Annotated in this window: 26 protein-coding genes; 14 read left to right on the plus strand and 12 right to left on the minus strand. The window is 58.4% G+C overall.

Annotated features, from left to right (window positions below; genetic code table 11):
- Nucleotides 1–16: 16 nt before the first annotated feature.
- The 6 genes from ACQR35_RS02665 (at nucleotide 17) to ACQR35_RS02690 (ending at nucleotide 5,839) form a co-directional block, all read left to right on the plus strand.
- On the plus strand, nucleotides 17–1,096 hold the full coding sequence (locus tag ACQR35_RS02665; protein ID WP_430269120.1) for an ABC transporter ATP-binding protein: 1,080 nt from the start codon (nucleotides 17–19) through the stop codon (nucleotides 1,094–1,096).
- Entirely contained in the window at nucleotides 1,096–1,827 is a 732-nt protein-coding gene (locus tag ACQR35_RS02670) for an ABC transporter permease (RefSeq protein ID WP_430269121.1), read from the plus strand. The genes ACQR35_RS02665 and ACQR35_RS02670 overlap by 1 nt, the downstream gene beginning before the upstream one ends.
- Entirely contained in the window at nucleotides 1,824–2,603 is a 780-nt protein-coding gene (locus ACQR35_RS02675; RefSeq protein ID WP_430266468.1) for an ABC transporter permease, read from the plus strand. The genes ACQR35_RS02670 and ACQR35_RS02675 overlap by 4 nt, the downstream gene beginning before the upstream one ends.
- A complete protein-coding gene (locus tag ACQR35_RS02680) occupies nucleotides 2,603–3,598 on the plus strand; it encodes an ABC transporter substrate-binding protein (RefSeq protein WP_430266469.1) in 996 nt (331 codons plus the stop codon). Before ACQR35_RS02675 ends, ACQR35_RS02680 begins: the two co-directional genes overlap by 1 nt.
- Before the next feature lie 80 nt (nucleotides 3,599–3,678).
- On the plus strand, nucleotides 3,679–4,899 hold the full coding sequence (locus tag ACQR35_RS02685; protein ID WP_430269122.1) for a pyridoxal phosphate-dependent aminotransferase: 1,221 nt from the start codon (nucleotides 3,679–3,681) through the stop codon (nucleotides 4,897–4,899).
- A 64-nt stretch (nucleotides 4,900–4,963) separates the two neighbouring features.
- Nucleotides 4,964–5,839, plus strand: a complete 876-nt coding sequence (locus tag ACQR35_RS02690; RefSeq protein ID WP_430269123.1) for a polyphosphate kinase 2 family protein — start codon at nucleotides 4,964–4,966, stop codon at nucleotides 5,837–5,839.
- Between the two features lie 9 nt (nucleotides 5,840–5,848).
- Here the strand turns inward: ACQR35_RS02690 and ACQR35_RS02695 are convergent, their stop codons facing one another.
- Complete coding sequence (locus ACQR35_RS02695; RefSeq protein ID WP_430269124.1) at nucleotides 5,849–6,106, minus strand: exodeoxyribonuclease VII small subunit; 258 nt, start codon at nucleotides 6,104–6,106, stop codon at nucleotides 5,849–5,851.
- Nucleotides 6,107–6,165: 59 nt separating this feature from the next.
- Nucleotides 6,166–7,467, minus strand: coding sequence for an exodeoxyribonuclease VII large subunit (gene xseA / locus ACQR35_RS02700; RefSeq protein ID WP_430269125.1), 1,302 nt, complete (start codon nucleotides 7,465–7,467; stop codon nucleotides 6,166–6,168).
- Nucleotides 7,468–7,667: 200 nt separating this feature from the next.
- Here xseA and ACQR35_RS02705 point away from each other — a divergent pair, with 200 nt between their 5' ends.
- Together ACQR35_RS02705 and ACQR35_RS02710 are read left to right on the plus strand one after the other, a co-directional pair.
- Nucleotides 7,668–8,513 carry a hypothetical protein gene (locus ACQR35_RS02705; RefSeq protein ID WP_430269126.1) on the plus strand — a complete coding sequence of 282 codons (846 nt, stop codon included), beginning with the start codon at nucleotides 7,668–7,670 and terminating at the stop codon, nucleotides 8,511–8,513.
- A gap of 9 nt (nucleotides 8,514–8,522) precedes the next feature.
- Entirely contained in the window at nucleotides 8,523–9,608 is a 1,086-nt protein-coding gene (locus tag ACQR35_RS02710) for a 4-hydroxy-3-methylbut-2-enyl diphosphate reductase (RefSeq protein WP_430266475.1), read from the plus strand.
- 12 nt (nucleotides 9,609–9,620) lie between these two features.
- On the opposite strand, the gene ACQR35_RS02715 is transcribed toward ACQR35_RS02710, so the two are convergent.
- Nucleotides 9,621–10,871, minus strand: coding sequence for a DNA recombination protein RmuC (locus ACQR35_RS02715; protein WP_430266476.1), 1,251 nt, complete (start codon nucleotides 10,869–10,871; stop codon nucleotides 9,621–9,623).
- Between the two features lie 67 nt (nucleotides 10,872–10,938).
- Between ACQR35_RS02715 and ychF the strand changes: the two genes are divergently transcribed.
- From ychF to ACQR35_RS02730, 3 genes are read left to right on the plus strand one after another with little or no spacing between them, the layout of a single operon-like run.
- Nucleotides 10,939–12,024: a redox-regulated ATPase YchF gene (gene ychF / locus ACQR35_RS02720; protein WP_430269127.1), complete on the plus strand. Its 1,086-nt coding sequence runs from the start codon at nucleotides 10,939–10,941 to the stop codon at nucleotides 12,022–12,024.
- A gap of 33 nt (nucleotides 12,025–12,057) precedes the next feature.
- Entirely contained in the window at nucleotides 12,058–12,339 is a 282-nt protein-coding gene (locus tag ACQR35_RS02725; protein ID WP_430266478.1) for a type II toxin-antitoxin system RelE/ParE family toxin, read from the plus strand.
- A complete protein-coding gene (locus tag ACQR35_RS02730; protein ID WP_430269128.1) occupies nucleotides 12,314–12,634 on the plus strand; it encodes a HigA family addiction module antitoxin in 321 nt (106 codons plus the stop codon). Before ACQR35_RS02725 ends, ACQR35_RS02730 begins: the two co-directional genes overlap by 26 nt.
- A 285-nt stretch (nucleotides 12,635–12,919) precedes the next feature.
- Here the strand turns inward: ACQR35_RS02730 and ACQR35_RS02735 are convergent, their stop codons facing one another.
- Together ACQR35_RS02735 and ACQR35_RS02740 are read right to left on the minus strand one after the other, a co-directional pair.
- The gene (locus ACQR35_RS02735; RefSeq protein WP_430266480.1) at nucleotides 12,920–13,261 is read right to left on the minus strand and encodes a YciI family protein; all 342 of its coding nucleotides are present in this window, start codon (nucleotides 13,259–13,261) and stop codon (nucleotides 12,920–12,922) included.
- A gap of 308 nt (nucleotides 13,262–13,569) precedes the next feature.
- The gene (locus ACQR35_RS02740) at nucleotides 13,570–14,073 is read right to left on the minus strand and encodes a mycothiol transferase (protein ID WP_430269129.1); all 504 of its coding nucleotides are present in this window, start codon (nucleotides 14,071–14,073) and stop codon (nucleotides 13,570–13,572) included.
- 133 nt (nucleotides 14,074–14,206) lie between these two features.
- Between ACQR35_RS02740 and ACQR35_RS02745 the strand changes: the two genes are divergently transcribed.
- Nucleotides 14,207–14,557, plus strand: coding sequence for a GNAT family N-acetyltransferase (locus tag ACQR35_RS02745; RefSeq protein ID WP_430266482.1), 351 nt, complete (start codon nucleotides 14,207–14,209; stop codon nucleotides 14,555–14,557).
- Between the two features lie 37 nt (nucleotides 14,558–14,594).
- The gene (locus ACQR35_RS02750; protein ID WP_430269130.1) at nucleotides 14,595–14,942 is read left to right on the plus strand and encodes a DNA-3-methyladenine glycosylase; all 348 of its coding nucleotides are present in this window, start codon (nucleotides 14,595–14,597) and stop codon (nucleotides 14,940–14,942) included.
- A gap of 101 nt (nucleotides 14,943–15,043) precedes the next feature.
- Here the strand turns inward: ACQR35_RS02750 and ACQR35_RS02755 are convergent, their stop codons facing one another.
- From ACQR35_RS02755 to ACQR35_RS02780, 6 genes are all read right to left on the minus strand, one after another.
- Nucleotides 15,044–15,811: an SCO1664 family protein gene (locus ACQR35_RS02755; RefSeq protein ID WP_430266484.1), complete on the minus strand. Its 768-nt coding sequence runs from the start codon at nucleotides 15,809–15,811 to the stop codon at nucleotides 15,044–15,046.
- Nucleotides 15,811–16,368 (minus strand): DUF3090 family protein, encoded by a 558-nt coding sequence (locus tag ACQR35_RS02760; protein ID WP_430269131.1) that lies wholly within the window; start codon nucleotides 16,366–16,368, stop codon nucleotides 15,811–15,813. The genes ACQR35_RS02755 and ACQR35_RS02760 overlap by 1 nt, the downstream gene beginning before the upstream one ends.
- Nucleotides 16,369–16,392: 24 nt before the next feature.
- A complete protein-coding gene (locus ACQR35_RS02765) occupies nucleotides 16,393–17,085 on the minus strand; it encodes a histidine phosphatase family protein (protein ID WP_430266486.1) in 693 nt (230 codons plus the stop codon).
- A gap of 49 nt (nucleotides 17,086–17,134) precedes the next feature.
- The gene (locus ACQR35_RS02770) at nucleotides 17,135–17,701 is read right to left on the minus strand and encodes an NADPH-dependent FMN reductase (protein ID WP_430266487.1); all 567 of its coding nucleotides are present in this window, start codon (nucleotides 17,699–17,701) and stop codon (nucleotides 17,135–17,137) included.
- A complete protein-coding gene (locus ACQR35_RS02775) occupies nucleotides 17,698–18,804 on the minus strand; it encodes an LLM class flavin-dependent oxidoreductase (RefSeq protein WP_430269132.1) in 1,107 nt (368 codons plus the stop codon). The genes ACQR35_RS02770 and ACQR35_RS02775 overlap by 4 nt, the downstream gene beginning before the upstream one ends.
- A 70-nt stretch (nucleotides 18,805–18,874) precedes the next feature.
- A complete protein-coding gene (locus ACQR35_RS02780) occupies nucleotides 18,875–19,420 on the minus strand; it encodes a MarR family winged helix-turn-helix transcriptional regulator (RefSeq protein WP_430269133.1) in 546 nt (181 codons plus the stop codon).
- Nucleotides 19,421–19,575: 155 nt separating this feature from the next.
- Here ACQR35_RS02780 and ACQR35_RS02785 point away from each other — a divergent pair, with 155 nt between their 5' ends.
- On the plus strand, nucleotides 19,576–20,424 hold the full coding sequence (locus tag ACQR35_RS02785) for a nuclease-related domain-containing protein (protein ID WP_430269134.1): 849 nt from the start codon (nucleotides 19,576–19,578) through the stop codon (nucleotides 20,422–20,424).
- A gap of 86 nt (nucleotides 20,425–20,510) precedes the next feature.
- On the opposite strand, the gene ACQR35_RS02790 is transcribed toward ACQR35_RS02785, so the two are convergent.
- Nucleotides 20,511–21,770 (minus strand): MFS transporter, encoded by a 1,260-nt coding sequence (locus ACQR35_RS02790; RefSeq protein WP_430269135.1) that lies wholly within the window; start codon nucleotides 21,768–21,770, stop codon nucleotides 20,511–20,513.
- Nucleotides 21,771–21,902 lie beyond the last annotated feature (132 nt).

Genomic DNA, 21,902 nt, shown 5'->3' on the forward strand with positions numbered 1-21,902 from the left:
TTAGGGAAGCACCACTATGGCTGAAGCCATGATCCAATTCCGGAACGTGACTAAGCAGTACCAAGAGTCCGCGCCAGCCGTGGATTCTTTGAGCATGGACATTGACCGCGGCTCAATCACCGTTTTTGTGGGGCCATCGGGTTGCGGGAAAACCACCTCACTGAGGATGATCAACCGCATGGTGGAACCCACCTCCGGCACCATCACAGTGGACGGCGCCGATGTTGCCTCGCGCCCGGCGGCCGAACTGCGCCGTTCAATGGGATACGTGATGCAGTCCTCCGGGTTGATGCCGCACCGGAGCATCCTGGACAACATCGCAACGGTTCCACGTCTCAACGGTGTGCCACGCGCGGCCGCCCGCAAACGCGCCGCCGAACTTTTGGACGTTGTGGGGCTTGCCTCAAATCTGGGCAAACGCTACCCATCCCAGCTCTCGGGTGGTCAGCAGCAGCGTGTAGGTGTTGCCCGGGCGCTCGCCGCCGATCCGCCCGTGCTTTTGATGGATGAGCCCTTTAGCGCCGTGGATCCTGTGGTGCGCGACGAATTGCAGGTTGAGCTTTTGCGGCTTCAGTCCGAGCTGGCAAAAACCATTGTGTTTGTTACCCACGACATTGACGAGGCAGCCATTCTGGGCGACAAAGTGGCTGTGTTTGCTGTTGGTGGCAAACTGGCCCAGTACGCCGCCCCAGAAGAAATTCTGCGCGCACCGGCGAATGATTTTGTGGCTAACTTTGTGGGCAAAGACAGGGGCTTCCGCGGCTTGGCGTTTAACCCCGCCGAGAACGTTGTGTTGCACGCACTGCCGTTGAGTGGCAGCGGCTGGGTGTTAGAGGTCGACGCCGATTCTCGCCCCACGGGGTGGTTGCCACCGGGTGCCGCACCAGGAACGAAAGAAAAGCCTGCACGGCTCGCTGGCGGATCTTTGTTTCGCCCGGGCGACAGTCTGCGACGCGCCTTGGACTCTGCGCTGTCCTCGCCATCGGGATTGGGTGTTGCCGTAGACCATGAGGGCCGCGCTATTGGTGTGCTCAAAGCGGCTGAAGTTTTAGAAGAGATTGAGGCGGTTCGCTTACGCAGGGTGGCGCAGGGCTGATGCAGTGGCTTTTCGCCAACCTGCCCATGGTGCTGGACCTCGCGCGTCAGCACCTTATCCTCGCCATCGTTCCCATGCTTCTGGGGCTTGTGGTGTCAGTTCCGCTGGCCGAATTTGCCCGTAAATACACGGTGCTACGTTCGGTAGTCCTCACGGCGTCTTCGCTGCTCTACACCATTCCCTCATTGGCACTTTTTATTATTTTGCCCACCATTTTGCAGCGAAGAATCTTGGACCCAGTCAATGTGATTGTTGCCCTCACCCTGTACGCCGTAGCCTTGTTGGTGCGTGCGGCAATCGATGCTTTGGATTCGGTTCCCGAGGATCTTCGGCAGTCGGCAATGGCCATGGGGTACAAACCAGTTAGACGGTTTTTTGCCATTGACTTGCCACTGTCCCTTCCGGTGATGTTTGCCGGGCTCAGGGTCGTTTCAGTGAGCAATATTTCCCTGGTCAGTGTTGCAGCACTTCTAGGGATCGATAACCTTGGCCGGCTATTTACCGACGGACTCCAACGGGACTTTGTGACCGAAGTCTGGGTGGGGATTATCGCCACCTTGGTCTTGGCGCTCTTGGTGGATTTGCTGCTGGTTCTGATCGAAAGAATGCTCACGCCCTGGACTCGGGTGAGTAACCGTAAAGGTGCCCGGACCCGCGAACCTGAGGTGCCGTCGTCGGGCAGTTCAGGGTTGATTGCTCAGCGCTCACAGGCGGCGGGAGGCTCAGTATGAACTCCATCATTGCTAACACCATTACGTGGCTGACCGACCCCGAACATTGGACCGGTATCACTGGTATTCCGGTGCGGATCGGGGAGCACCTTCAATACAGTGCTTTGGTGCTTTTGATTGCCGCAGTTATTGCTATTCCGGTGGGTATGTACGTAGGTCACACCGGTAAAGGACGAGTTGTTGTGGTGGCCGTGGCAGGCTCGTTGCGTGCTCTTCCTACCCTTGGTTTGCTGATCCTTTTTGTGCTGCTGGCCGGGATTGGTCTGATGCCACCCATCTGGGCACTGGTGATACTTACGGTTCCGCCGTTATTGTCCGGAACCTATGCGGGCATTTCCAGTGTGGACCGCCAATACGTTGATGCTGCCCGGGCCATGGGAATGACTGAGTGGCAGATCCTGTTCCAAGTGGAAGTACCCAATGCTGTCAAAGTGATGCTGGGTGGTTTCAGGACCGCTGTGCTGCAGGTCATCGCGACTGTATCAGTGGTGGCCTACATCAATCTCGGTGGGTTGGGCCGCTACATCTTTGACGGTGCTGACCTTAACGACTTCCCCCGCATGTTGGGTGGATCCCTACTGATTACGCTTTTGGCCATTGCGGCAGACCTTGTGCTGGTTCTGTTGCAACGGCTGCTTACCCCGCGCGGCCTGCGCGCAACGACCACCCGTTCCGGTACAGCTGGAAATACCGCTGTCACCAGAGCTACCACTACCACCGGAGTCACTCAAGGCGCTGCGCCGGCAGTGGCCGCACCTCAAGGAGAAACGCCATAATGCAGAACTCAACTACAGGACGTAAAAGAATTTTCGGCCGCACCCTCAGCCGTCCCATCACTCGCAGGGGAGCGGGACTTTTCGCAGCCGGAGTGGCAGCCACACTGATGTTGAGCGCATGTGGTGGTTCCTCGGATCCTCTAGGAACGTCACCAGCCAGTAACGGTGCTGGTTCGGCGGCTGCAGGCGGAGCATTGGTTGTAGGTTCGGCTGACTTCGCGGAGAGCCAGATCATCGCTGAAATCTACGCAGGTGCCCTCAACAATGCTGGGATCAGCGCCTCTACCAAGAAGCTGACCACACGCGAGGTCTACGTTAAGGCAGTCCAGGACGGATCTTTGGACCTGGTTCCGGACTATTCAGGAAATCTCCTTCAGTACTTGGACAAGGAGGCTACGGAGATCTCCGCTGATGACATCGCCAAGGCGCTGCCGGGCAAGTTGCCTTCGGGATTGTCCGTTCTGGACGTGTCCAAGGCTGAGGATAAGGACGCCATGGTGGTCACTAAAGCCACTGCCGAGAAATACCAACTCAAGACCATTGAGGACCTTGCCAAGGTTTGTTCTGAACTAACCCTCGGTGCTCCGGCCACCTTCGCGGAGCGTGCTTACGGTCTGCCAGGACTGAAGAAGAACTACAACTGCGAGCCCAAGAAGCTAGAACCGTTCTCCGATGGTGGTGGCCCGATCACCGTCAAGGCACTTTTGGACGATCAGGTTCAGGTGGCTGATATTTACACCACTACACCTGCCATTGCGGACAACGACCTTGTGGTTCTCGAGGACCCTAAAAACAACTTCATTGCCCAGCAGGTGCTTCCTTTGGTGAACACCGCCAAGATGACGGATGCGGCCAAAACGGCACTCAACAACGTATCTAAGCAGCTGACCACTGATGACCTGATCTCATTGAATCGGGCCGTGAGCGGTAACCAAAAGCAGAGCCCTAAGGATGCTGCTGCGGCGTGGCTCAAGGACAAGGGCATCGTCAAATAACTTCTGAGCATTGCCGAGCGGCAGTCCACTATGGCGCGTATCACAGCCGGAGTGGGCTGCCGTTATGGCATATTTGATAAATGGCAGAATTCAAGCAGTCCACGAAACTTCACAACGTTCTCTATGACATCCGTGGACCGATCCTCGAAGCGGCGCAGCAGATGGAAGCCGAGGGTCACAGGATCCTCAAACTGAACATCGGCAACCCCGCGCCGTTCGGATTCGAGGCTCCTGATGCCATTTTGGTGGACATGATTCGCCACTTGCCGCACGCACAGGGATACAGCGATTCGCGTGGAATTTTTTCTGCCCGCACAGCCGTCTCCCAGTATTACCAAACGCGCGGCATCCAAAACATTCACGTTGATGACATTTATCTGGGAAACGGTGTCAGCGAACTGATCACCATGTCCTTGATGGCGCTTTTGGACAACGGGGACGAGATCCTCATTCCGGCACCGGACTACCCACTGTGGACAGCTTCCGTCAGCCTCGCTGGCGGCCGCCCCGTGCACTATCTGTGCAACGAGGAAGAGGGCTGGCTGCCGGACCTTGAGGACATCGAGTCGAAGATTAGCCCTAACACCAAGGGCATTGTGATCATCAACCCGAACAACCCCACGGGTGCTGTTTACCCCGAGGCTACGGTTAAGGGAATGGTGGAAATTGCCCGCAAGCACGGTCTGATTGTCTTCTCCGATGAGATTTACGAAAAGATCCTGTACGAGGATGCAGTCCACGTCAATACGGCAAAATACACCGGTGACGATGTCTTGTGTCTGACTTACAACGGCTTGTCAAAGGCCTACCGTGTGTGCGGTTACCGCGCCGGCTGGATGGCTATTTCCGGGCCTAAGAAGGCGGCCTCGGATTATTTAGAAGGCATCAACCTCTTGGCCAACATGCGTTTGTGCGCAAACGTTCCGGCCCAACACGCCATCCAAACCGCTTTGGGCGGTTACCAGAGCATCAATGATCTCATCCTCCCCGGTGGGCGTTTGCTGGAGCAACGCAACAAGGCCTACGAGATGCTCAACGCGATTCCTGGTGTGAGCACCCAGCAGGCCAAGGGGGCGCTGTATCTATTTCCGAAGCTTGATCCCGAGGTTTACCAGATCCGCGACGACGAAAAGTTTGTCCTAGATCTGTTGCGCGAGCAGAAGATTCTGGTTTCTCACGGCCGCGCGTTCAATTGGGGTAAACCCGATCATTTCCGGATGGTCACTTTGCCCAACGTCAAGGACATTGAAGAGGCAATTGGCCGGATGGGCGACTTCCTGAGTCGGTATCACGGTAACTAAGTAAGTTCGGTTAGGACGGCGCTGGCACGGCATATCGAGTCAGCCCATAACAGGCAGGCGAATCATGGCAAAGAAGTCATCAGGTAGCTCCGAGATTGTTCAATTCGAGGAGAGTCCCGTCAAGGTGCTCCGAGTTGGAGACGGTTTCCAACTTGACAGCGTTGATCCAGACTCGGCTCCGGCTTTTCCTGGCGGGAAAAGTGAGGGACTTGCACGGCTAAACGAGCAGGATGACCGTCTGACCGAACTGCAGGAGAAGCTGTTTGCTGCCGCAAAGGGTGGGGCCCGCGATCGTGTTTTGTTAGTGCTTCAAGCGATGGATACTGCTGGCAAGGGCGGGATCGTCAGCCACGTAGTGGGCACGATGGATCCGCAGGGCGTTCACCTCAAAGCGTTCAAAGCGCCCACGGATGAAGAGAAAGCCCACGATTTCTTGTGGCGCATAGAGAAGGAAACCCCTGCTGCTGGCATGGTGGGTGTGTTTGATCGCTCGCACTATGAAGACGTGCTGATCCACAAGGTTCATGGTTGGGCCGATACCAAGGAATTGAAACGCCGCTACGAGGCCATCAACGAGTTTGAAGAGCGTTTAGCTGAGCACGGCACTCGGGTCCTTAAAGTGATGCTCCACATCTCTAAGGACGAGCAGAAGCAACGGTTGCTAGACCGTCTGGCGGACTCCACCAAACACTGGAAGTACTCCACGGGGGACCTCAAAGAACGCGAGCACTGGGACGGGTACCAGGAAGCGTTCCAAGCGATGTTTGAGCAGACTTCCACCGAAAACGCGCCGTGGTATGTGGTCCCAGCCAACCGGAAGTGGTATGCGCGTATCGCCGTGCAGCAACTGCTGATTGAAACTCTTGAGGCAATCGACCCGCAGTGGCCTGAAGCAGACTTTGACGTTAAGGCCGAGACAAAGGCTGTAGAAGCGTCCTAACGCTGAGGCCTACTCGGCTTCGGCTTTAGCCTGTGCTGCGGCGAGTCGCTTGCGTGCGCCGTCGAGCCATTCTTCGCAACGCTGTGCCAAGGCTTCGCCGCGCTCCCACAGGGCCAATGACTCTTCCAGAGAAGCCCCGCCAGCCTCAAGCTTGCTCACCACTGCCACAAGCTCCTCGCGGGCTTGTTCATAGCTGAGCTGCTCTATTTGTGCGGCAATGTTCTTGCTGGTGCGAGTCTTATCTGCGGTGTTGTCAGTGGCAGTCATGGTGTGATTCCTACTCTCTGAGGTGCGTCTTTGGTCATGGGCGGTACGGCCGTAGCCAGTTAGCCAGTTTGTTCGGGTTGAAGCTGGCCAACCGTTGCGAGGAACTTGCCCTGTGCCACGCGGATCCTGAGCTCGTCCCCGTCGTGGACCTGCGAAGCGTCGCGGACCACCTGGCCGTCTTGGGCGCCGCCATCGTGTTGAACTACCGCATAGCCTCGATCGAGGGTCTTTTGTGGCGACAATGCCAAAACCTGTGCCCGGAGGTGATCTAGCTGGTCACCTGCACGTACCACTGCCGTGGTGATGGCGGAGCGTGAACGCGCGGTGAGACGGTCGACGTCGTCCGCGCGAACCGTAATCATCCCCTCGGGTGAGGCAAGAACCGGCCGCGTGCGGAGGGTTTGTAAACGTTCGGATTCGCGCTCAACCCTGAGGGTTACGGAACGCCGAATCTGGCCCAGCGCGTAGTGAACCCGCTGAAGTTCTTCGTTGACGTCCGGGACAATTCGCTTGGCGGCGTCGGTAGGTGTTGAGGCGCGAAGATCAGCGACCTCGTCTAGCAAAGGACGGTCCGCCTCATGACCAATGGCACTGACAACCGGGGTTACGGCTGCGGCTACGGCACGAATCAGTTCCTCATTGCTGAAAGGGAGCAAATCCTCCATGGACCCACCGCCGCGGGCGATGACTATAACGTCCACTTCCGGGTTGGCATCGAGTTCCGTTAATGCGCCGATGACTTGGGCTACCGCGTTAACGCCTTGGACCGCCACTTCACGGATCTCAAACTGAACCGCTGGCCAACGCAAGGCCGCGTTGCGGAGCACGTCCTTCATGGCGTCCGAATCGCGGCCCGTAATGAGGCCAATGCGATGGGGGAGGAGCGGGAGCTGTTTTTTCCGGCTCTCGGCGAAGAGACCCTCCGCGGCGAGTGCTTGACGAAGCCGCTCAATGCGAGCCAAAAGATCACCCAACCCAACTGGGCGAATATCCCGCACGGACATGTTCATCCGCCCGGTCTTAAGCCAAAATTCGGGTTTGAGGAGGGCGACAACCCGGGAGCCGCGTTCAAGCGGAGCCTCAAGACGCTCCATAGTGTTTGACCACATTGAGGCAGGCAAAGAAATTTCGGCGTCCACATCGCGCAAGGTGAGGAACGCTGACTTGCCCCGGTTGTTGAGCTCAATCAGTTGGCCTTCAACCCACGCGGCGGGCGTTCGGTCGATGTGAGCTTTCAGCTTGTGGGAGAGCACTTGCAAAGGCCACGGGTTCTCCGGGCTGGTCTCGGCGGCTGTCGCTGGAAGCGTGCTTGCTCGATGTTCCGCAGCCCTTAGCGAATCTTCGGGGGTGTGCTCACTCACGCGTTGCCTTTCAGCCGAATTGGACGCTTCCACTCTAACGAGTTTGCCTAGTGCTCCATGGAACCACTTGCCACCGACACTTTTTGCATTGGGGTCTAAACGGGGCACGGACGCGGTCACTGACTTTAGGATGGGAACTGCCCACCGAGCTGGTGTTCCCCTTGAGGGCCTCCAGTCTCTTGCCAACACAAAGGACTTTTGTGCGTTCCTTTATTGCTTTCCTAGCCACTGTTTTGGGCCTTGTCCTCACGGCCGTAGCAGGGCCAGCTATTTGGGTTGATCAGAACCTGGTTCAAGAGTCGGGCTTTGTGAAGATGGCCCAGCCCTTGGGGGAGGACCAAGAATTCCAGGTGGCACTGGCCTCGGCTACGAGTCGGTCAATCGTCTCCGAACTAAACCTTCCTGACGTTCTCAGCGAGGCGATCACGCCGGTGGTGAACGCGGCAGCCAAAGGGATCACCAAACTGCCCGGATATGAGGCTGCGTGGACAGAATCCTTGCGCCGGAGCCATCACTTGACCATTACGGGGGAAGCCGGAACGGCTCAGCCCAGCGGTTTCACTTTTGATGCCGCTCCCATGGTCCAGCTACTCGCCGATAGTGTCAGCAGTAAGTTGCCGGTGAAGTTCACTGCCCCGAAGCAAGTTCTATTGCCGGTGGGCAGTCAAGCGCAACGGCAGGTGTTGGACTTTATGGTCAACTACGCGCCTCTGGGATATTACGCTGCTGGCGGTGCTGTATTGGCGTTTTTGCTGGCCTTGGTGAGTGCACGACGGCGGGGAATCACCTTAATGGTGATGGGTGTAGGTGTGGCGTTAATCGCTGCAGTATGGAAAGTAGGCGGCGGTCTGGCTGCCGAACAATTATTGACCCGCTCGGATGCAGAAGCCCTCAGCGGCGTGCTGGGACAACGGTTGGCCAACGAAGCGACCACGGTGTTGGACTCGTGGTTTCTGATTTTCTTGGCTGCGGCCGGTGTCCTATTTGTGGTGGGAATCATTGTTCAAGCGATCTCCAGATCACGCGAGGCACGCGCTCGCCGGTAGCATGGATCTATGACTACTGCAGCGGTTTCAGTTCCCATGCCATCGGTGCCTCGTCGGCGTCGTTCGCCGGAAGAAGTCCTTGCCGCGGCGCCTGTGGCAGGTGCCAAGAAGGTATTGCTGGCGGCACCCCGTGGTTATTGCGCCGGTGTTGACCGGGCAGTTATTGCGGTAGAAAAAGCCCTCGAGCACTACGGGCCCCCGGTTTATGTGCGCAAACAAATTGTTCACAACGTTCACGTGGTGAGCTCCCTGGAGGCTAAGGGTGCCATCTTCGTTGAAGAGAACGAGGAAGTTCCTGAGGGCGAACTGGTGATTTTCAGCGCCCATGGTGTTTCCCCAGCTGTGCTGCAGTCGGCCGAGGACCGTGGGCTGCGCACCATTGACGCCACGTGCCCACTGGTGACCAAGGTTCACCGTGAAGCCGTCCGTTTTGCTAATGACGATTTTGACATTTTGCTTATTGGCCACGAAGGCCATGAGGAAGTTGAAGGGACCGCTGGCGAAGCTCCCGAACACATTCAAATCGTGAATGGCCCTCACGAGGTGGACAAGGTCCAGGTCCGTGACCCGGAGAAGGTCATTTGGCTTTCGCAGACCACACTCAGCGTGGACGAGACCATGGAGACGGTGCGTCTACTCAAGGAGCGTTTCCCCACTCTGCAGGATCCGCCCAGCGACGATATTTGCTACGCCACGACCAACCGCCAGGTAGCTATCAAGAAGATTGCTCCACAAGCTGACTTGGTGATTGTTGTTGGCTCGGCGAACTCCTCCAACTCGGTGCGGCTGGTTGAGGTTGCCCTTGAATATGGTGCTAAGGCTTCTTACCGTGTGGACTTCGCCAACGAGGTGGATGAGTCTTGGTTTGAAGGTGTGCAGACCGTTGGTGTGACCTCTGGTGCATCGGTCCCTGAAGTTTTGGTGGGGGACGTGTTGCGTTTGTTGGCCGACTACGGCTACGGAACAGTGGAGGAAGTTGTTACGGCTGAGGAAGATCTGTTGTTCTCCTTGCCGAAGGAACTTCGCGCCACGCTCAAGGCAGCTGGCGACTCAAGCCGCGCCCTTGGCGGCCGCGGCTCTCGTCCTCAGTCCTAGCCTTCACAGCCCTTAGCTTGCTTCGCGATCCCAGTCTGATTCTGTCGTTAACAGTTCAGGGGATCGCAGCGAGCGTGGGGTGTTTTCAAGGGTATTGGGCGTAGCCAGGCTTTCCCCGTCCAAGGCGTTAAGCTTCCTCGCTGTGGGGAGCACTCGCGCTTCGAGCGTGCCCACCATGGAGTTGTAACGGTCCACGGAGCTCTTGAGGGATGTGCCAAGCTTGGCTACGTTTTCTCCAAGGGTGCCCATCCGTTCGTAGAGTTGTTGGGCCAGTTCAAAGAGTTCTTTGGCGTTGTCCGTCAGTACGTCTTGACGCCAGGTAAATGCGACGGCTTTGAGCACGGCTAGGAGTGTTCCCGGCGAGGCCAGAACAACATTTTTGGCAAGGGCATGATCCAAGAGCTCAGGGTCTGCCGAGAGCGCGGCGGCCAAGATGGACTCGGCCGGCAAAAAGCACACCACTAGTTCAGGAGTGTTGCCCGGGATCTGCCAGTATTTCTTGGCGGAGAGTGAATCCACGTGGGCTTTGAGTGCTTTTGCATGGGTGCTGAGTAATTGTTGGCGGCGGGCCTCAGCGGCCGGGCCGTCAGCGGTGACCTCTTGAGCGTCCAAGTATGCGGACAGGGGCACCTTGGCATCAACCACAATTTGTTTCTCGCCAGGTAGGCGCACCACTAGGTCCGGCCGGACAGCACTAGTGGAGCCGGGCGTGCCGTCTGCGCTTGAGGTTGCTGAGTTCACCACGGAGCCTTGGACTTGCTCTACAAAGTCAACGTTGCGGAGCATACCGGCCGCCTCAACTACCCGCTTCAGCTGGACTTCGCCCCATTGGCCGCGGGCACTTGTGGAGCGCAGAGCTGAGGCAAGGGCATGGGTGGAGCTGAGGAGTAGTTGGTCAGAGTTGCGCGCTTCTTCCAGCTGCTGGGCCAACTGTCCGTATTGCTCCACCCGGTCACGTTCAAGCAAAGCCACTTGCTGCTGAACGGCGCCGAGTTTTTCCGCCACGGGGGCGAGTGCTTTCAGAACGTTCGCGTCGGATTGCCGGTCAGCGGTGAGTTCACGCGTGCGGTTCAAGAGCATGGAGCGTTCCGCGCTTGCGGCGGCCAGCTGCGCACTGACGTCCCCTAGACGTTGGGAGGAATCGTCCGCGTCGGCCTCGGCGGCGACCCAGCGCCGTCGTGCATAAACAAAGACGAGTGCGCCGCCCACTAGGGCGCCGACCACGAGCATCAATAGCGAGAGTAAAAGTACAAAGCCATCCATCCATCTACCTTTGCACGGGGGTACGACAGAATAAGGAACTTCGCTTGTACACGGTAGAATCTAGGCCGTGGCTCTTACTATTGGCATCGTCGGACTGCCCAACGTCGGCAAATCAACTCTCTTCAACGCACTGACCCGCAACTCGGTTCTTGCGGCGAACTACCCGTTCGCCACGATTGAACCCAATGTTGGTGTGGTCAACCTCCCGGATCCTCGGCTCCAAAAGCTTGCGGACGTCTTTGGATCGCAGCGGATTTTGCCGGCACCGGTGTCCTTCGTGGACATTGCTGGCATCGTTAAGGGTGCTTCGGAGGGCGAGGGCTTGGGCAACAAGTTCCTGGCCAACATCCGCGAGGCTGAAGCGATTGCTCAGGTTATCCGTGTGTTCGACGATCCCGATGTGATTCACGTTGACGGTAAGGTCGATCCGCGCTCGGACATGGAGACCATCAACACTGAGCTGATTCTCGCTGACCTTCAGACGGTTGAGAAAGCCGTCCCCCGCATCGAAAAAGAAGTCAAGATCAAAAAGCGCGAAGCCGCAGAGCTTGCCTCGCTTGAAGCCGCCAAGGCGGTGCTGGAACGCGGGGACACGATCTTCTCCTCGGTCAAGAGCGACAAGCTCGAGATGGAGCACTTGCGCGAACTCGGTCTGTTGACCGCCAAGCCGTTCATCTATGTTTTCAACTCGGATGAAGGCATTCTGGGCAACAAAGAGAAGCAAGAAGAACTGCGCGCCATGGTGGCCCCGGCAGATGCGGTCTTCCTTGATGCCAAGCTCGAAGCCGATCTGGTGGAGCTGGACGAGGAAGAAGCCCGCGAGATGCTGGAAATGAACGGCCAAGACGAGTCCGGTCTGGACCAGCTGGCACGCGTTGGTTTCCACACGTTGGGTCTGCAGACTTATCTGACCGCTGGCCCCAAGGAAGCTCGCGCGTGGACCATCCGCCAAGGCGACACAGCACCTCAGGCAGCCGGCGTGATCCACTCCGACTTCCAGCGCGGCTTTATCAAGGCCGAAGTAGTCTCCTTCGAAGACCTGATGGAGTCCGGATCCATGGCTGAGGCTAAGGCCCGCGGCAAGGTCCGGATTGAAGGCAAAGAGTATGTAATGGTCGACGGCGACGTGGTGGAGTTCCGCTTTAACGTCTAGCGTTATTGACGGAGTGCGTTATAGGCTGGGCGCATGATCAGATCGTTCGGTAACAAGGACACCGAACGCATCTGGCATGAGCAGTACGCCAAGCGCGTCGACCGGGCCGTGCAGCGAGCGGCTCTGCGGATGCTCGAGCTGATCCACGCAGCGAAGAATGTCGATGACCTGCGGATCCCGCCGGGGAACCGGTTGGAGAAGTTGGCCGGCGATCGTCGTGGTCAGCACAGCATCCGGGTGAATGCCCAGTGGCGTATCTGCTTCGTCTGGAGAGATGGAGGTGCGGAAGATGTCGAACTCGTCGACTATCACTGATGTGGACCTGATCGAGCCGATCCACCCGGGAGAGATCCTGATGGAGGACTTCATCGAGGGCTTCGGAATCACGCAGAATAAGTTGGCCGTGTCGATCGGAGTGCCGCCGCGCCGGATCAACGAGATCGTGCACGGCAAGCGAGGGATCACGGCTGACACTGCGATCCGTCTGGCGCGATACTTCGGGACGTCGGAGGAGCTCTGGATGAACCTGCAGTCGAACTACGAGCTTCGGCTCGAGCGCCGGGCGCTGCGCGACAAGGTCGCTGCGATCACGCCTCTGAAGGTGGCGTGAGCAGCACTGTATGGGGCCGGTGTCGGCACGGCAATGCTCAGGGCCGTCGCAGACGATGCTGTTCGCCGTGGGGTGCGGCTGTTGCAGGTGAAGACTCTCGGAGCTTCGCACCCGGATCCCGGATATGTGCGCACTCCGTGAAAACGCTTCGGGGCGGCATTTCTTGTGGATGGTTCCAAGGCTGTGCCGGCTTATTGGACACTCTGCGCATCCCGGTCGAGGCAATCCGCTGGCTCCGACGTCAGTTCTTCGTGAGGGGAGGCTGATGGATGAGGGGTAGTTCGGTTAGTAGACCCGCCGAACTTCCTGTGGCCAGCCGCAAGCCTCGGCGATCTTCCCGGCCCACATCTTTGCAGCGTCGTCGTCGGGGACATCGATGATTGTCAAACCGCCGATGTGCGCCTCTGTGGGGGCAACTGGGCCGTCGGTGATCAACAATGTTCCGCTCGTCGCGTCGGCACTGAACGCGGCGTTGATGTTTTCATCCACGCCAGCGGCGAACACATACGCACCTGCTTCTTTGATCTCGTTCACCACATCGTTGGCCAAGGGTCCACGCGAAGCAAACCATTCTGCGGTGTGGTTTCCAACCCACTGCTGGTTGAAGTAAATGATGTAATGAGTCATAGCAGCTCCTTGCCGAGTACATTATGTGATCCACACAATGTACTGTCCGCGTGCTTTGAGGGCCGGTATCTGGGCTCGGCTGATGATGGAAATCTGCATGATTTCATCTCGCCTCCCGCTACGAGGCTGGGGTTATTTATTCTCTGATTATCCTTCCGCGGTGAGCGCAGGGTCTTCATAGCTTGGTATCTGTGGCGACGTGGTCGAGTTTCGGTTTGTCGTCTAGAACCGCCTCGGTCAAGACTGAAAGTATTGCCCGGACTGCTTTATGCACTCCGGGCATTTCTGTGTTTGGCGTGAGGGCGTACTTAGTGAGTGACGGTTAGAGCACCGGCAGCATATGCCGCCTGTCCTACGTGTTGTATTGCGTCATCAATGATGGACACAAGGCGTACGCCGAGAGTGACAGGCGTTTCCCAACTATTGTCGATGACCGCGTCCAAGTCCGTTTCCGAGCGGGCGCCAACGTAGTCGCCAAGTGCCCTCAATGACGCTTCGAGATAGTCAACTAGAAGCTTCTGATTTGACACTTGGATTTGGTGAGATTGCTCGACTGTGTGGCCGTAACCGACCGTTTCACCCAGCTCTCCAAGGTCAAAAAGGTTTCGGTATGACTCCCAGACTTGAGCCTTGCCTGAGAGGTGCGCCAGCTGCACGTCGACTTCGCGCCCGCTGTGCCATAGCAACCAGGCGATCGAATTGGGGTGACCGGATGGATGCGCGTTTAATTGCTGGGCGCTGAGCGCCGGAAGGCCGCGCGCGGCGTCGGCGGGTCGTTGAATAAAGTCGGCAAGTATGTCGTGGGTGTCCATAGGTCCATCTTGCCCCGGCGGTCCACACTCGGCTAGCGGGGCTGAACTTGGTGGAGCTTCGCTTGAGCCTCTGACCTTAGTGACGGGCGCCGTTACACGTTCTTGTTGTCGGGCGTGAAGGAGGGAGCGGAAGATGTCTAACTTGCCTGCTACCACTGAAAATGACCAGATCGGCTCCACCCCTCTAGGAGAAATCCTGATGGATGACTTCGTCGAGGGCATCGCGATCGCGAGGCTGCATGTCCTGCCCATCGCCGACCGGTTTGGAGAAGCCCTCGGGTGGTGCGGTATTCAGAGGTTTCCGATCTACCCAGGTTCTGATCCCCAATGGCTGATCGCTGGGTTGACGGTTCTCCCTAAGGTGCGCCGGCAGGGGATTGCGGTTCGACTACTGAGCGAGGTTATCCAAGCTACTCCCAAGAGCGCACCTGCGGAAGCGATGGGATTCGGGAAGGTGGCCCGACCGGGCGTCCTTCGCCCGTGATGTGCTCCACGTTGCCCCGGAACTTCTTGGCTGCGTCTTGAAGCGCACCACGCCGCCCGGAACCGTGGCCATTCGCATTACCGAGGTTGAAGCCTATGCAGGCGAACGCGATCCAGGGGCACATTCGTACCGGGGAAAAACCAGCCGGAACAAGACCATGTTTGGACCTGCGGGACACATCTACTGCTACTTCACCTACGGGATGCATCACGCTATCAACCTCGTCGCTGGGCGGCCGGACCAGCCCTACGGTTGCCTCATTCGTGCTGGCGACGTGATCGAAGGAGCCAGTCTCGCCCGGACCCGGCGGCGACGTGATCGAAGGAGCCAGTCCAGCCCGGACCCGGCGGCGACGGCGATGCATTTCCGTGGAGATACTGGATAGACGGCGCGGCCTCTGTCTCGGCGTATAAACCCGCGCCCGCAAGGGGAAAGTCAGGAAAGTCCGCCTAAGGGACGTGGTCGCGTGCCCTCTAGGCGTACGGCTTAAAACAGCGGCCAGGGAACAGCTGGCATGTCACCACTCGGCGCCGGAAACACGGCTGTGGTGCGCAATCGTTCACAGCGCGCGGCGAAAGCGTTCAACTCTTCGGCAGTCAGCAACTCAGCTAAGTCGCTACCCAACTCAGCGTCGAGCGCATCGGCCAGGCGCGCCACGCCGTCGAGCTCTTCAGCCGAAAGCGGTTCTCCCAACCACCCCCACAGGACTGTGCGTAGTTTGGGTTCGTGGTGAAAGGTCAGTCCGTGATCAACCCCGTGCCGGTGACCGTCCGGCATGGAAAGAATGTGGTCACCTTTGCGGTCGGCGTTGTTGACGACGACGTCGAACACGGCCATGCGACGCAGCGCGGCTGTGTCTTCGTGAACGAGAGCTACTGGCTGTCCGTCCTCGTCTTGCCCTTTAAGGACTGGTTTCCAGCCTGTCTGAGGAATCCGATCAGCAGCCACAAGGTCCACTGCACCTTGGTCAGGGTCCTGATCCTGCCAGAGCTGAACCATACCTTTCCCAAGCGGGCCGTCCCGCAGCCAGGTACGCGGGACAACGTTCCAGCCCAGTACCTGCGAGACCAAATACGCTGCCACCTCGCGGTGAGCCAAAGCGCCGTCGGGGAAATCCCACAGCGGACTCTCACCCGCGATCGGCTTATAAACAACGCTCACGTCGCCAATGCTGCCCAGAAAGGTGGCGTTCGATGCGGTGGTGATCCGGCCGGTGAGCTTCAGCTCGTCGGCCATTAGATCCGGTGTTGGCATTAGAGCTCTGGAATGGTGCAGGTGTGACCCTCGGGGTCTATGGGGTAGCCACAAAGCGGGCACATGGGGCGGCCAGCGGCCACAATCTCACGGGTTCGTTTAGCGAACGCCCGAGCGGTGCCTACGGGCATCCGCACCAAGAGCATTTCGCTCGAGGCGGCCTCATCATCAGAGAATTCGAGGTCGATGTCATTTTCCGTATCCATGTCTACGATGCGGTGTGCTTCCAGAACCACCTGAGCCGTAGTTGGATCCCAGCCCAAGCTCATGGCGCCAGCACGGAACTCTTCCTCAACGGGCTCAAGCGGATCGTTGTCTACGAGTTCGATCGGCGTGCTCGCCGGAACGCTGTAACGGTTACCCTCGACCGTCATCAGCTGATCGAGAATTTCGTCGATCTTCTCTGCGAGAAGGGCGGACTGCTGCTTCTCTAGAGCGATGCTGACGAGTTTCTTAGCTGCACGGACCTGTAGGTAGAACGTGCGCTGCCCCGGAACCCCAACGGTGCCAACGACGACTCGATCAGGCCAGGCGAACTCGTGAACAAGTGTAGGCATATCAGTATTTTAGGCACACAGGGTTCATGGCGTCGCCGGCCCCATGCCGCCACCTACCGCGGCGTCACCGGAGTGAAGTCCGCTAGCTAGCCACGAAAGGTCGCCAGCGTCCGTGTTTGTCGCGTGGACACTGGTCCGTCCGGGACCGTAGCGCACAATCGATACGGATGCTGGCCCCACGTTGATCCGTTGGAAAAGATCCAAGTGCATGCCCAAGGCATCGGCCAAGATCGACTTGATAATGTCACCGTGACTGACGGCCACCCACACCGCTCCCGGACCGTGCTCGGCTTCGAAGGCGGCGTCGTGACGCCGAATCGCGGCCACCGACCGCGCCTGCATCGCAGCCATGGCTTCACCACCGGGAAATACGACGGCGGATGGTTGCGATTGCACCACAGACCACAGGGCTTCGTTTGCCAGTTCGCTGAGAGTGCGGCCCTGCCATTGGCCGTAATCGCATTCGTTGAGGTCTAGTTCAACCGGCGCGTGTGGGGTTCCACTCTGCCGGTCGAGGATGAATTGAGCCGTTTGCTGGCAACGCTCAAGCGGGCTGGTCACCACCCCAACTAAGGGAATCCCTGCGAGCCGATCGGCAGTCAGGGCCGCTTGCTCGCGTCCGATCTGGTCTAGTTCAACGCCTGGGGTCCTACCTGCGAGGACCCCAGTGGCATTGGCTGTGGTGCGGCCGTGCCGCACAAGGATTACTGTAGCCATTCACTCAGCCTAGTCGCCGCTCCTGCGACAAGCAGCGCCAGTGGAAGGATCAGAAACCGTAGGCGGCTTCTGCTTCTTGAAGTACGTGCGTGAAGGCGCGTGAGAGGGCCACCGTGTCTTGGGCTAGCCGCTCCAGACGCTGATCAACATCGTGGTTCACAATTTCCCCTCGGTGCACGTCCACCTGCTCCACAAACACGTATGGCTGAACAACTTGCGCCTTCATATACGTCAGGATCGGCTGCAGTTGCTGCTGACCAACCAAGTAGTGCTTAGCGGAACCAGCGGTAACCACCATTCCGGCAACCTTCCCGCGGAAGGCATTGACGGGGAGCAAATCGAAGACGTTTTTTAGCGCAGCGGGAATCGAAGCCTGAAATACCGGCGAGCCGATGATCAAGGCGTCTGCTTCCATGATCTGGGCAGTCAGCCAACCAGCGTCACCTGTTTGCTCAGTGTAGATCCGGCCATCGGCGAACGGCATGATCAGCTCGGAGAGGTCGATCAGCGAGGCATCGATAGTCGGATCAAACTCTCGGACGGCCTCCAACACTCGGTTCATCACCGTGCGGGTTCGGGTGCCAACATTTGCCCCTGAAAGAACTACCAGCTTCACTTGGCACCGCCTACAGGCTGTGCGGTGTATTTAGTGACGGCGGGGATGATTTCGCTGCCCAGGATGTCTAGCTGGGCCATGACGCGCTCGTAGGGAACGCCGCCGAAGTCCATTTGGGCGATGTATCGCTGGTGACCGAATTCCTCGTACTGGTGGAGGATCTTCTCGATCACCTGTTGGGGACTGCCCACGTTCACGATGCTGTGCGGGTCCACGCTCTGGGCGAAGAGTTGTTTTGGCATGCCGTTGCCGTTGGTGCGCTTCATACCCTCGTTGATGTGAGGGTAGTAGTCACGGAGCGCTTGCTGAGAAGTTTCGGCGACTTGGAAGAAGCCAGCTGTGGCTATCGGCAGGCTGGCTGGGTCATAACCGCCTCGGCGCGCGGCTTCCCGGTAGGCCTCGATGGTTGGGCGGAAGGATGATGTAGTTCCACCTAGGTGGGCCATCACCATGGGGACGCCATCCAGGCCAGCGCGGAGTGCGCTGGAGGGTGTCCCGCCTACTGCTCGCCAGATCGGTAGACCGCCGTCGGTGGGGCGGGGGAGTACTTCAGCGTTCCGGAGTGGCTTCCGGTATTGCCCGTTCCACGTGACCGAGCTTTCACTGGCAATCCGCCGGAGGAGGCCAAATTTTTCCTCGAACAGTTCTTCGTAGTCTCTCAGGTCATAGCCCAAGAGTTCAAACAGTCCTACGCGGGATGCGCGGCCTGCCACGATTTCGGCTCGGCCATCGGATAGCAGGTCCAGCGTGGCGAAGTTCTCGAACACGCGCACAGGGTCGGAGGTGCTGAGAATGGTGGAGCTGCTGCTGATCCGGATGCGGCTGGTGGCCTCTGCGATGGCCCCGAGGATCACGGCATGGGCCTGTGAAGCGAAGAATTGCTGGTGGCTCTCGCCGATGCTGAAAACTGCTAGGCCAGCTTGCTCGGCGGCTTTGGCGTAGTCCACGAATTCGCGGATGCGTTGTTTTGCTGAAACACGCTCGCCTGTGGTCGGATCTGGCAGGTGGTCGCCGAGGGTATACATGCCGATTTGGAGACCGTTTTTTGGGTCAACGCCGTATTGGGTCATGCTGTCAACGGCAGCATCGCTGGTGGTAGACAAAGTCTCTCCCGAAGATGGAAATGATCAGTTGCTATGTCAAACGAGAATAGCACTATATCTATTCCCGCGATCATTCGCCCAGATTTAGGCGCCGATCGCTCTCGCTCAGTAACTTCTTCATCAGCCGGTTCAAGGTGCGCTGTTCGTCCGCATTCAGAGCCTCCTCAAACAATGAGGCTTGGAGTGCAATCTGGGCCGCATATACGCCCTCTAGGCGTGAACGGCCTTCTGGGGTGAGTGAAATGAACTTGGTTTTCCATCGTTGTTCACGAGTGATCAGGCCGGCTTGCTGGAGGCGATCTACCATTCGTGATGCGCCACCTGGACTTACGGTCAAAGCAGCAGCCAGGTCACCTTGAGTGACAGGTTCGTGGGCGCGCACATGTGCCAGAGCTTCGAATTGCGCCACTGTGAGTTCGTAGTTGCTCAAGTGCGCTGATGAAATCCTGTTGCTGTTAGCCACAAAGCGTGCCATGCGCAGCCACGTGACGGTGCTCGATTTCCAAGCGCTCATGGTGTGCGGCCATTCACCGTGGCGCCGATATTTTGCTGCTGCATCATTTTTTGGTTCGTCTTCCCTGTCCGCTTCTGACTTCAGTCCACGATATGTGCTCACCCGGGCTAATGCTGTGATGAATTGACTCGAAGTGACCACGACGAAGCGATTCCAGTGATTTTTCTTTTGAAATCCCTCACCATTCTGCGTTTTCCAGGTCTACTGTTCGAGATAGTCGCACCCGCGCGGGGCTGCGCCGCTAAGAGGGGACCGCCATGTCATCTGACTTTGCACCGCATGGAATGACCTCGGGTGGGCATGCGCCGGCGGCCGAGGCCACTTTGGCTAACCGTGTGGCTGGTCAGGCCGTGATGGAGAAGTTGTTGTCCCAGCGAGTAGGGTTGCCGCCCAGATCTTTTCTAGCTCGAACCTTTGGCGCGAACCCGCTGACTGCAGAAGACCGCTCGTGGTACACAGGCGTGCTAGGTGAGGTGGCAGTCGGAGAAATGCTCAGGCAGCTCGGCCCTCAATGGGCTGTTTTTCATGCAGTGCCCGTGGGTGACGGCGCCTCGGATATTGACCACGTGCTGGTCGGACCAGGCGGGGTGTTTACCCTCAACACCAAACACCATCCTGGGCAGTCCGTGTGGGTTGGTGGTCAGACGTTGATGGTGGCTGGCCGCAAGCAGCGGCACCTGTACAACTCAGCGCACGAAGCAGCCCGGGCAGGGCGACTTTTGAGCACTCAGGTGCGTACCGTCGTCGGAGTTGCCGGCATTGTGGTGATTCTTGGTGCGAAGGGCCTCACGATTAAAACGCCTCCCACTGGGACCACTGTGATGACCGCCCGGCAATTACTGCCGTGGCTGGCTCGCAGGCCAGTAGTGCTTGGGCCGCGGCAAATAACGGCGCTATCGGCAGTAGCGGCACGGCCGGAGACGTGGCGTCGAACAACTAGCAATCTTGTGGACCCCGGGTTCGTGCGCTACGAATTCGCTAAACTACGTGCAGCAGTAGAAAGCGCACGACGGCGCCGGATCGGATGGGTGCTCGGGCTTTTCTTGGGAGGGCCGGTGGTAGTAAATACGCTCTTTTATGCCTTTCCTTTGCTGGTCCGGTTTTGATTGTGAGCCACCGCTCCGGGGGGCGCCGCCACATAGCTGCCTTTCGCCGTCGGTATGCGGAGCTTTGATGGTGCTGTCCGGCGTTTTCATGGCTGTTCTATGTGTTGCGGAGCTTGGATTTCTTGGAGTGTGTGGCGTGGCTGCCGTGTGGTCCAAATCAGCACAATAGCGACGAGGAGTAGGCTGGCGAATCCCAGCCCTGAATATCCTGCGGCGGCAAGGACTACCCCTGCCAGCGCCCCGCCAACAGCACCTGCCGCATTCATACTGAGGTCTGATACTCCTTGGAGAGCGGGACGGTCTTGTGGGTCCGCGGACTCGGCCACGAGAGCAGATCCAGCCACTACTGAAGCTGACCAGCCCAGCCCAAGAAGAATGAGGCTAATGGTCACTGCTTCGCGGGAATCTGCGGCCACTCCTGCCAGGACCAATGAGGCAACAAGCATCACCTGTCCCACCACTATGGTGGGCAGCTTGCCGACTTTATCTGCCATCCATCCGAAAACGGGGGAGAGCGCATACATTCCAGCGATATGAAGGCTGATGGTGAGCCCCACAATGGTGAGGCTTGCTCCGTGCTCGCGCAGATGCACTGGTGTCATGGACATTAAGGCGACCATGGTGGCGTGACTTAGGGCCACGGTAGCAACTGCATACCTTGCCTGTGGGTTCTTCCTCAGGACCGCTAAACCGCCTTGAGGACCAGGAATGGAGGGGTCTTGCGCTCGTGACGCGATGGCGGTCAGTAATGGATCGGGACGGAGGAAGCTCGCGTAGACCACGGCGGCCGCGATCTGCGCGGTTACAGAAAACGCAAATGCGCCGGTCATCGGAGGCAATCCGATGGCCGCACCCACAACCTCGCCCGGACCAAAGAGATTTGGCCCCAAAACGGCGCCAACCGTGGTGGACCACACCACCAAGGACAGGTCGCGGCCACGAGATCCCGCAACCGCAAGGTCTGTGGCTGCGAAGCGGGCTTGGAGGTTCACAGCTGAGCCAACGCCCAACAGCATAAGTCCCAGCAAAAGCAGCGGGAAGAGGTTGAGCGCTGCAGCGCTGATTGCCGTGACGGCACCGGCGCCAGCGATGATCGCGCCCGTGGAGAGTGAAATTCGGCGCCCGTGAGCCTGTGCCAATCGTGCCAGAGGCACTGCACTAATGGCAGCGCCGAGCGTGCTCATGGTTGCTGCCATTCCGGACCATGCATTGGACCCCGAGAGTTGCGCCGCCAAGAGTGAGCCTAGGGACAAGGTTGCTCCCATGCCGATCCCGCCCAAGATCTGCCCACCTATTAGGACGGCGATGATGCGGCGCTGCAGCCGCATGTGTCCTTCTGTCTTCATCTGGGTCCTTTATGGTGCGTGGTTACAGCCCGTGGTGGGGTGCCCTAATTCAAGATACTTCGAGATTCTGCCGTAGGGACCAGGCATATCTAAACTTGGAAAAATTATACCCCCACGGGTATTCTCTGGAGG

The sequence above is a fragment of the Pseudarthrobacter sp. J1738 genome, from assembly GCF_050490315.1.
Classification (GTDB): Bacteria; Actinomycetota; Actinomycetes; order Actinomycetales; family Micrococcaceae; genus JBNPEO01.

What these genes read in the sequence shown, in the direction of transcription:
- ACQR35_RS02665 (WP_430269120.1), top strand. Translation starts at nt 17, where the DNA reads ATGGCTGAAGCCATGATCCAATTCCGGAACGTGACTAAGCAGTACCAA.
- ACQR35_RS02760 (WP_430269131.1), bottom strand. Translation starts at nt 16,368, where the DNA reads ATGCCTACACTTGTTCACGAGTTCGCCTGGCCTGATCGAGTCGTCGTT.
- ACQR35_RS02790 (WP_430269135.1), bottom strand. Translation starts at nt 21,770, where the DNA reads ATGAAGACAGAAGGACACATGCGGCTGCAGCGCCGCATCATCGCCGTC.
- ACQR35_RS02670 (WP_430269121.1), top strand. Translation starts at nt 1,096, where the DNA reads ATGCAGTGGCTTTTCGCCAACCTGCCCATGGTGCTGGACCTCGCGCGT.
- ACQR35_RS02765 (WP_430266486.1), bottom strand. Translation starts at nt 17,085, where the DNA reads ATGGCTACAGTAATCCTTGTGCGGCACGGCCGCACCACAGCCAATGCC.
- ACQR35_RS02690 (WP_430269123.1), top strand. Translation starts at nt 4,964, where the DNA reads ATGGCAAAGAAGTCATCAGGTAGCTCCGAGATTGTTCAATTCGAGGAG.
- ACQR35_RS02735 (WP_430266480.1), bottom strand. Translation starts at nt 13,261, where the DNA reads ATGACTCATTACATCATTTACTTCAACCAGCAGTGGGTTGGAAACCAC.
- ACQR35_RS02785 (WP_430269134.1), top strand. Translation starts at nt 19,576, where the DNA reads ATGTCATCTGACTTTGCACCGCATGGAATGACCTCGGGTGGGCATGCG.
- ACQR35_RS02730 (WP_430269128.1), top strand. Translation starts at nt 12,314, where the DNA reads ATGTCGAACTCGTCGACTATCACTGATGTGGACCTGATCGAGCCGATC.
- ACQR35_RS02745 (WP_430266482.1), top strand. Translation starts at nt 14,207, where the DNA reads ATGTCTAACTTGCCTGCTACCACTGAAAATGACCAGATCGGCTCCACC.
- ACQR35_RS02755 (WP_430266484.1), bottom strand. Translation starts at nt 15,811, where the DNA reads ATGCCAACACCGGATCTAATGGCCGACGAGCTGAAGCTCACCGGCCGG.
- ACQR35_RS02715 (WP_430266476.1), bottom strand. Translation starts at nt 10,871, where the DNA reads ATGGATGGCTTTGTACTTTTACTCTCGCTATTGATGCTCGTGGTCGGC.
- ACQR35_RS02725 (WP_430266478.1), top strand. Translation starts at nt 12,058, where the DNA reads ATGATCAGATCGTTCGGTAACAAGGACACCGAACGCATCTGGCATGAG.
- ACQR35_RS02710 (WP_430266475.1), top strand. Translation starts at nt 8,523, where the DNA reads ATGACTACTGCAGCGGTTTCAGTTCCCATGCCATCGGTGCCTCGTCGG.
- ACQR35_RS02680 (WP_430266469.1), top strand. Translation starts at nt 2,603, where the DNA reads ATGCAGAACTCAACTACAGGACGTAAAAGAATTTTCGGCCGCACCCTC.
- ACQR35_RS02675 (WP_430266468.1), top strand. Translation starts at nt 1,824, where the DNA reads ATGAACTCCATCATTGCTAACACCATTACGTGGCTGACCGACCCCGAA.
- ACQR35_RS02695 (WP_430269124.1), bottom strand. Translation starts at nt 6,106, where the DNA reads ATGACTGCCACTGACAACACCGCAGATAAGACTCGCACCAGCAAGAAC.
- ACQR35_RS02740 (WP_430269129.1), bottom strand. Translation starts at nt 14,073, where the DNA reads ATGGACACCCACGACATACTTGCCGACTTTATTCAACGACCCGCCGAC.
- ACQR35_RS02685 (WP_430269122.1), top strand. Translation starts at nt 3,679, where the DNA reads ATGGCAGAATTCAAGCAGTCCACGAAACTTCACAACGTTCTCTATGAC.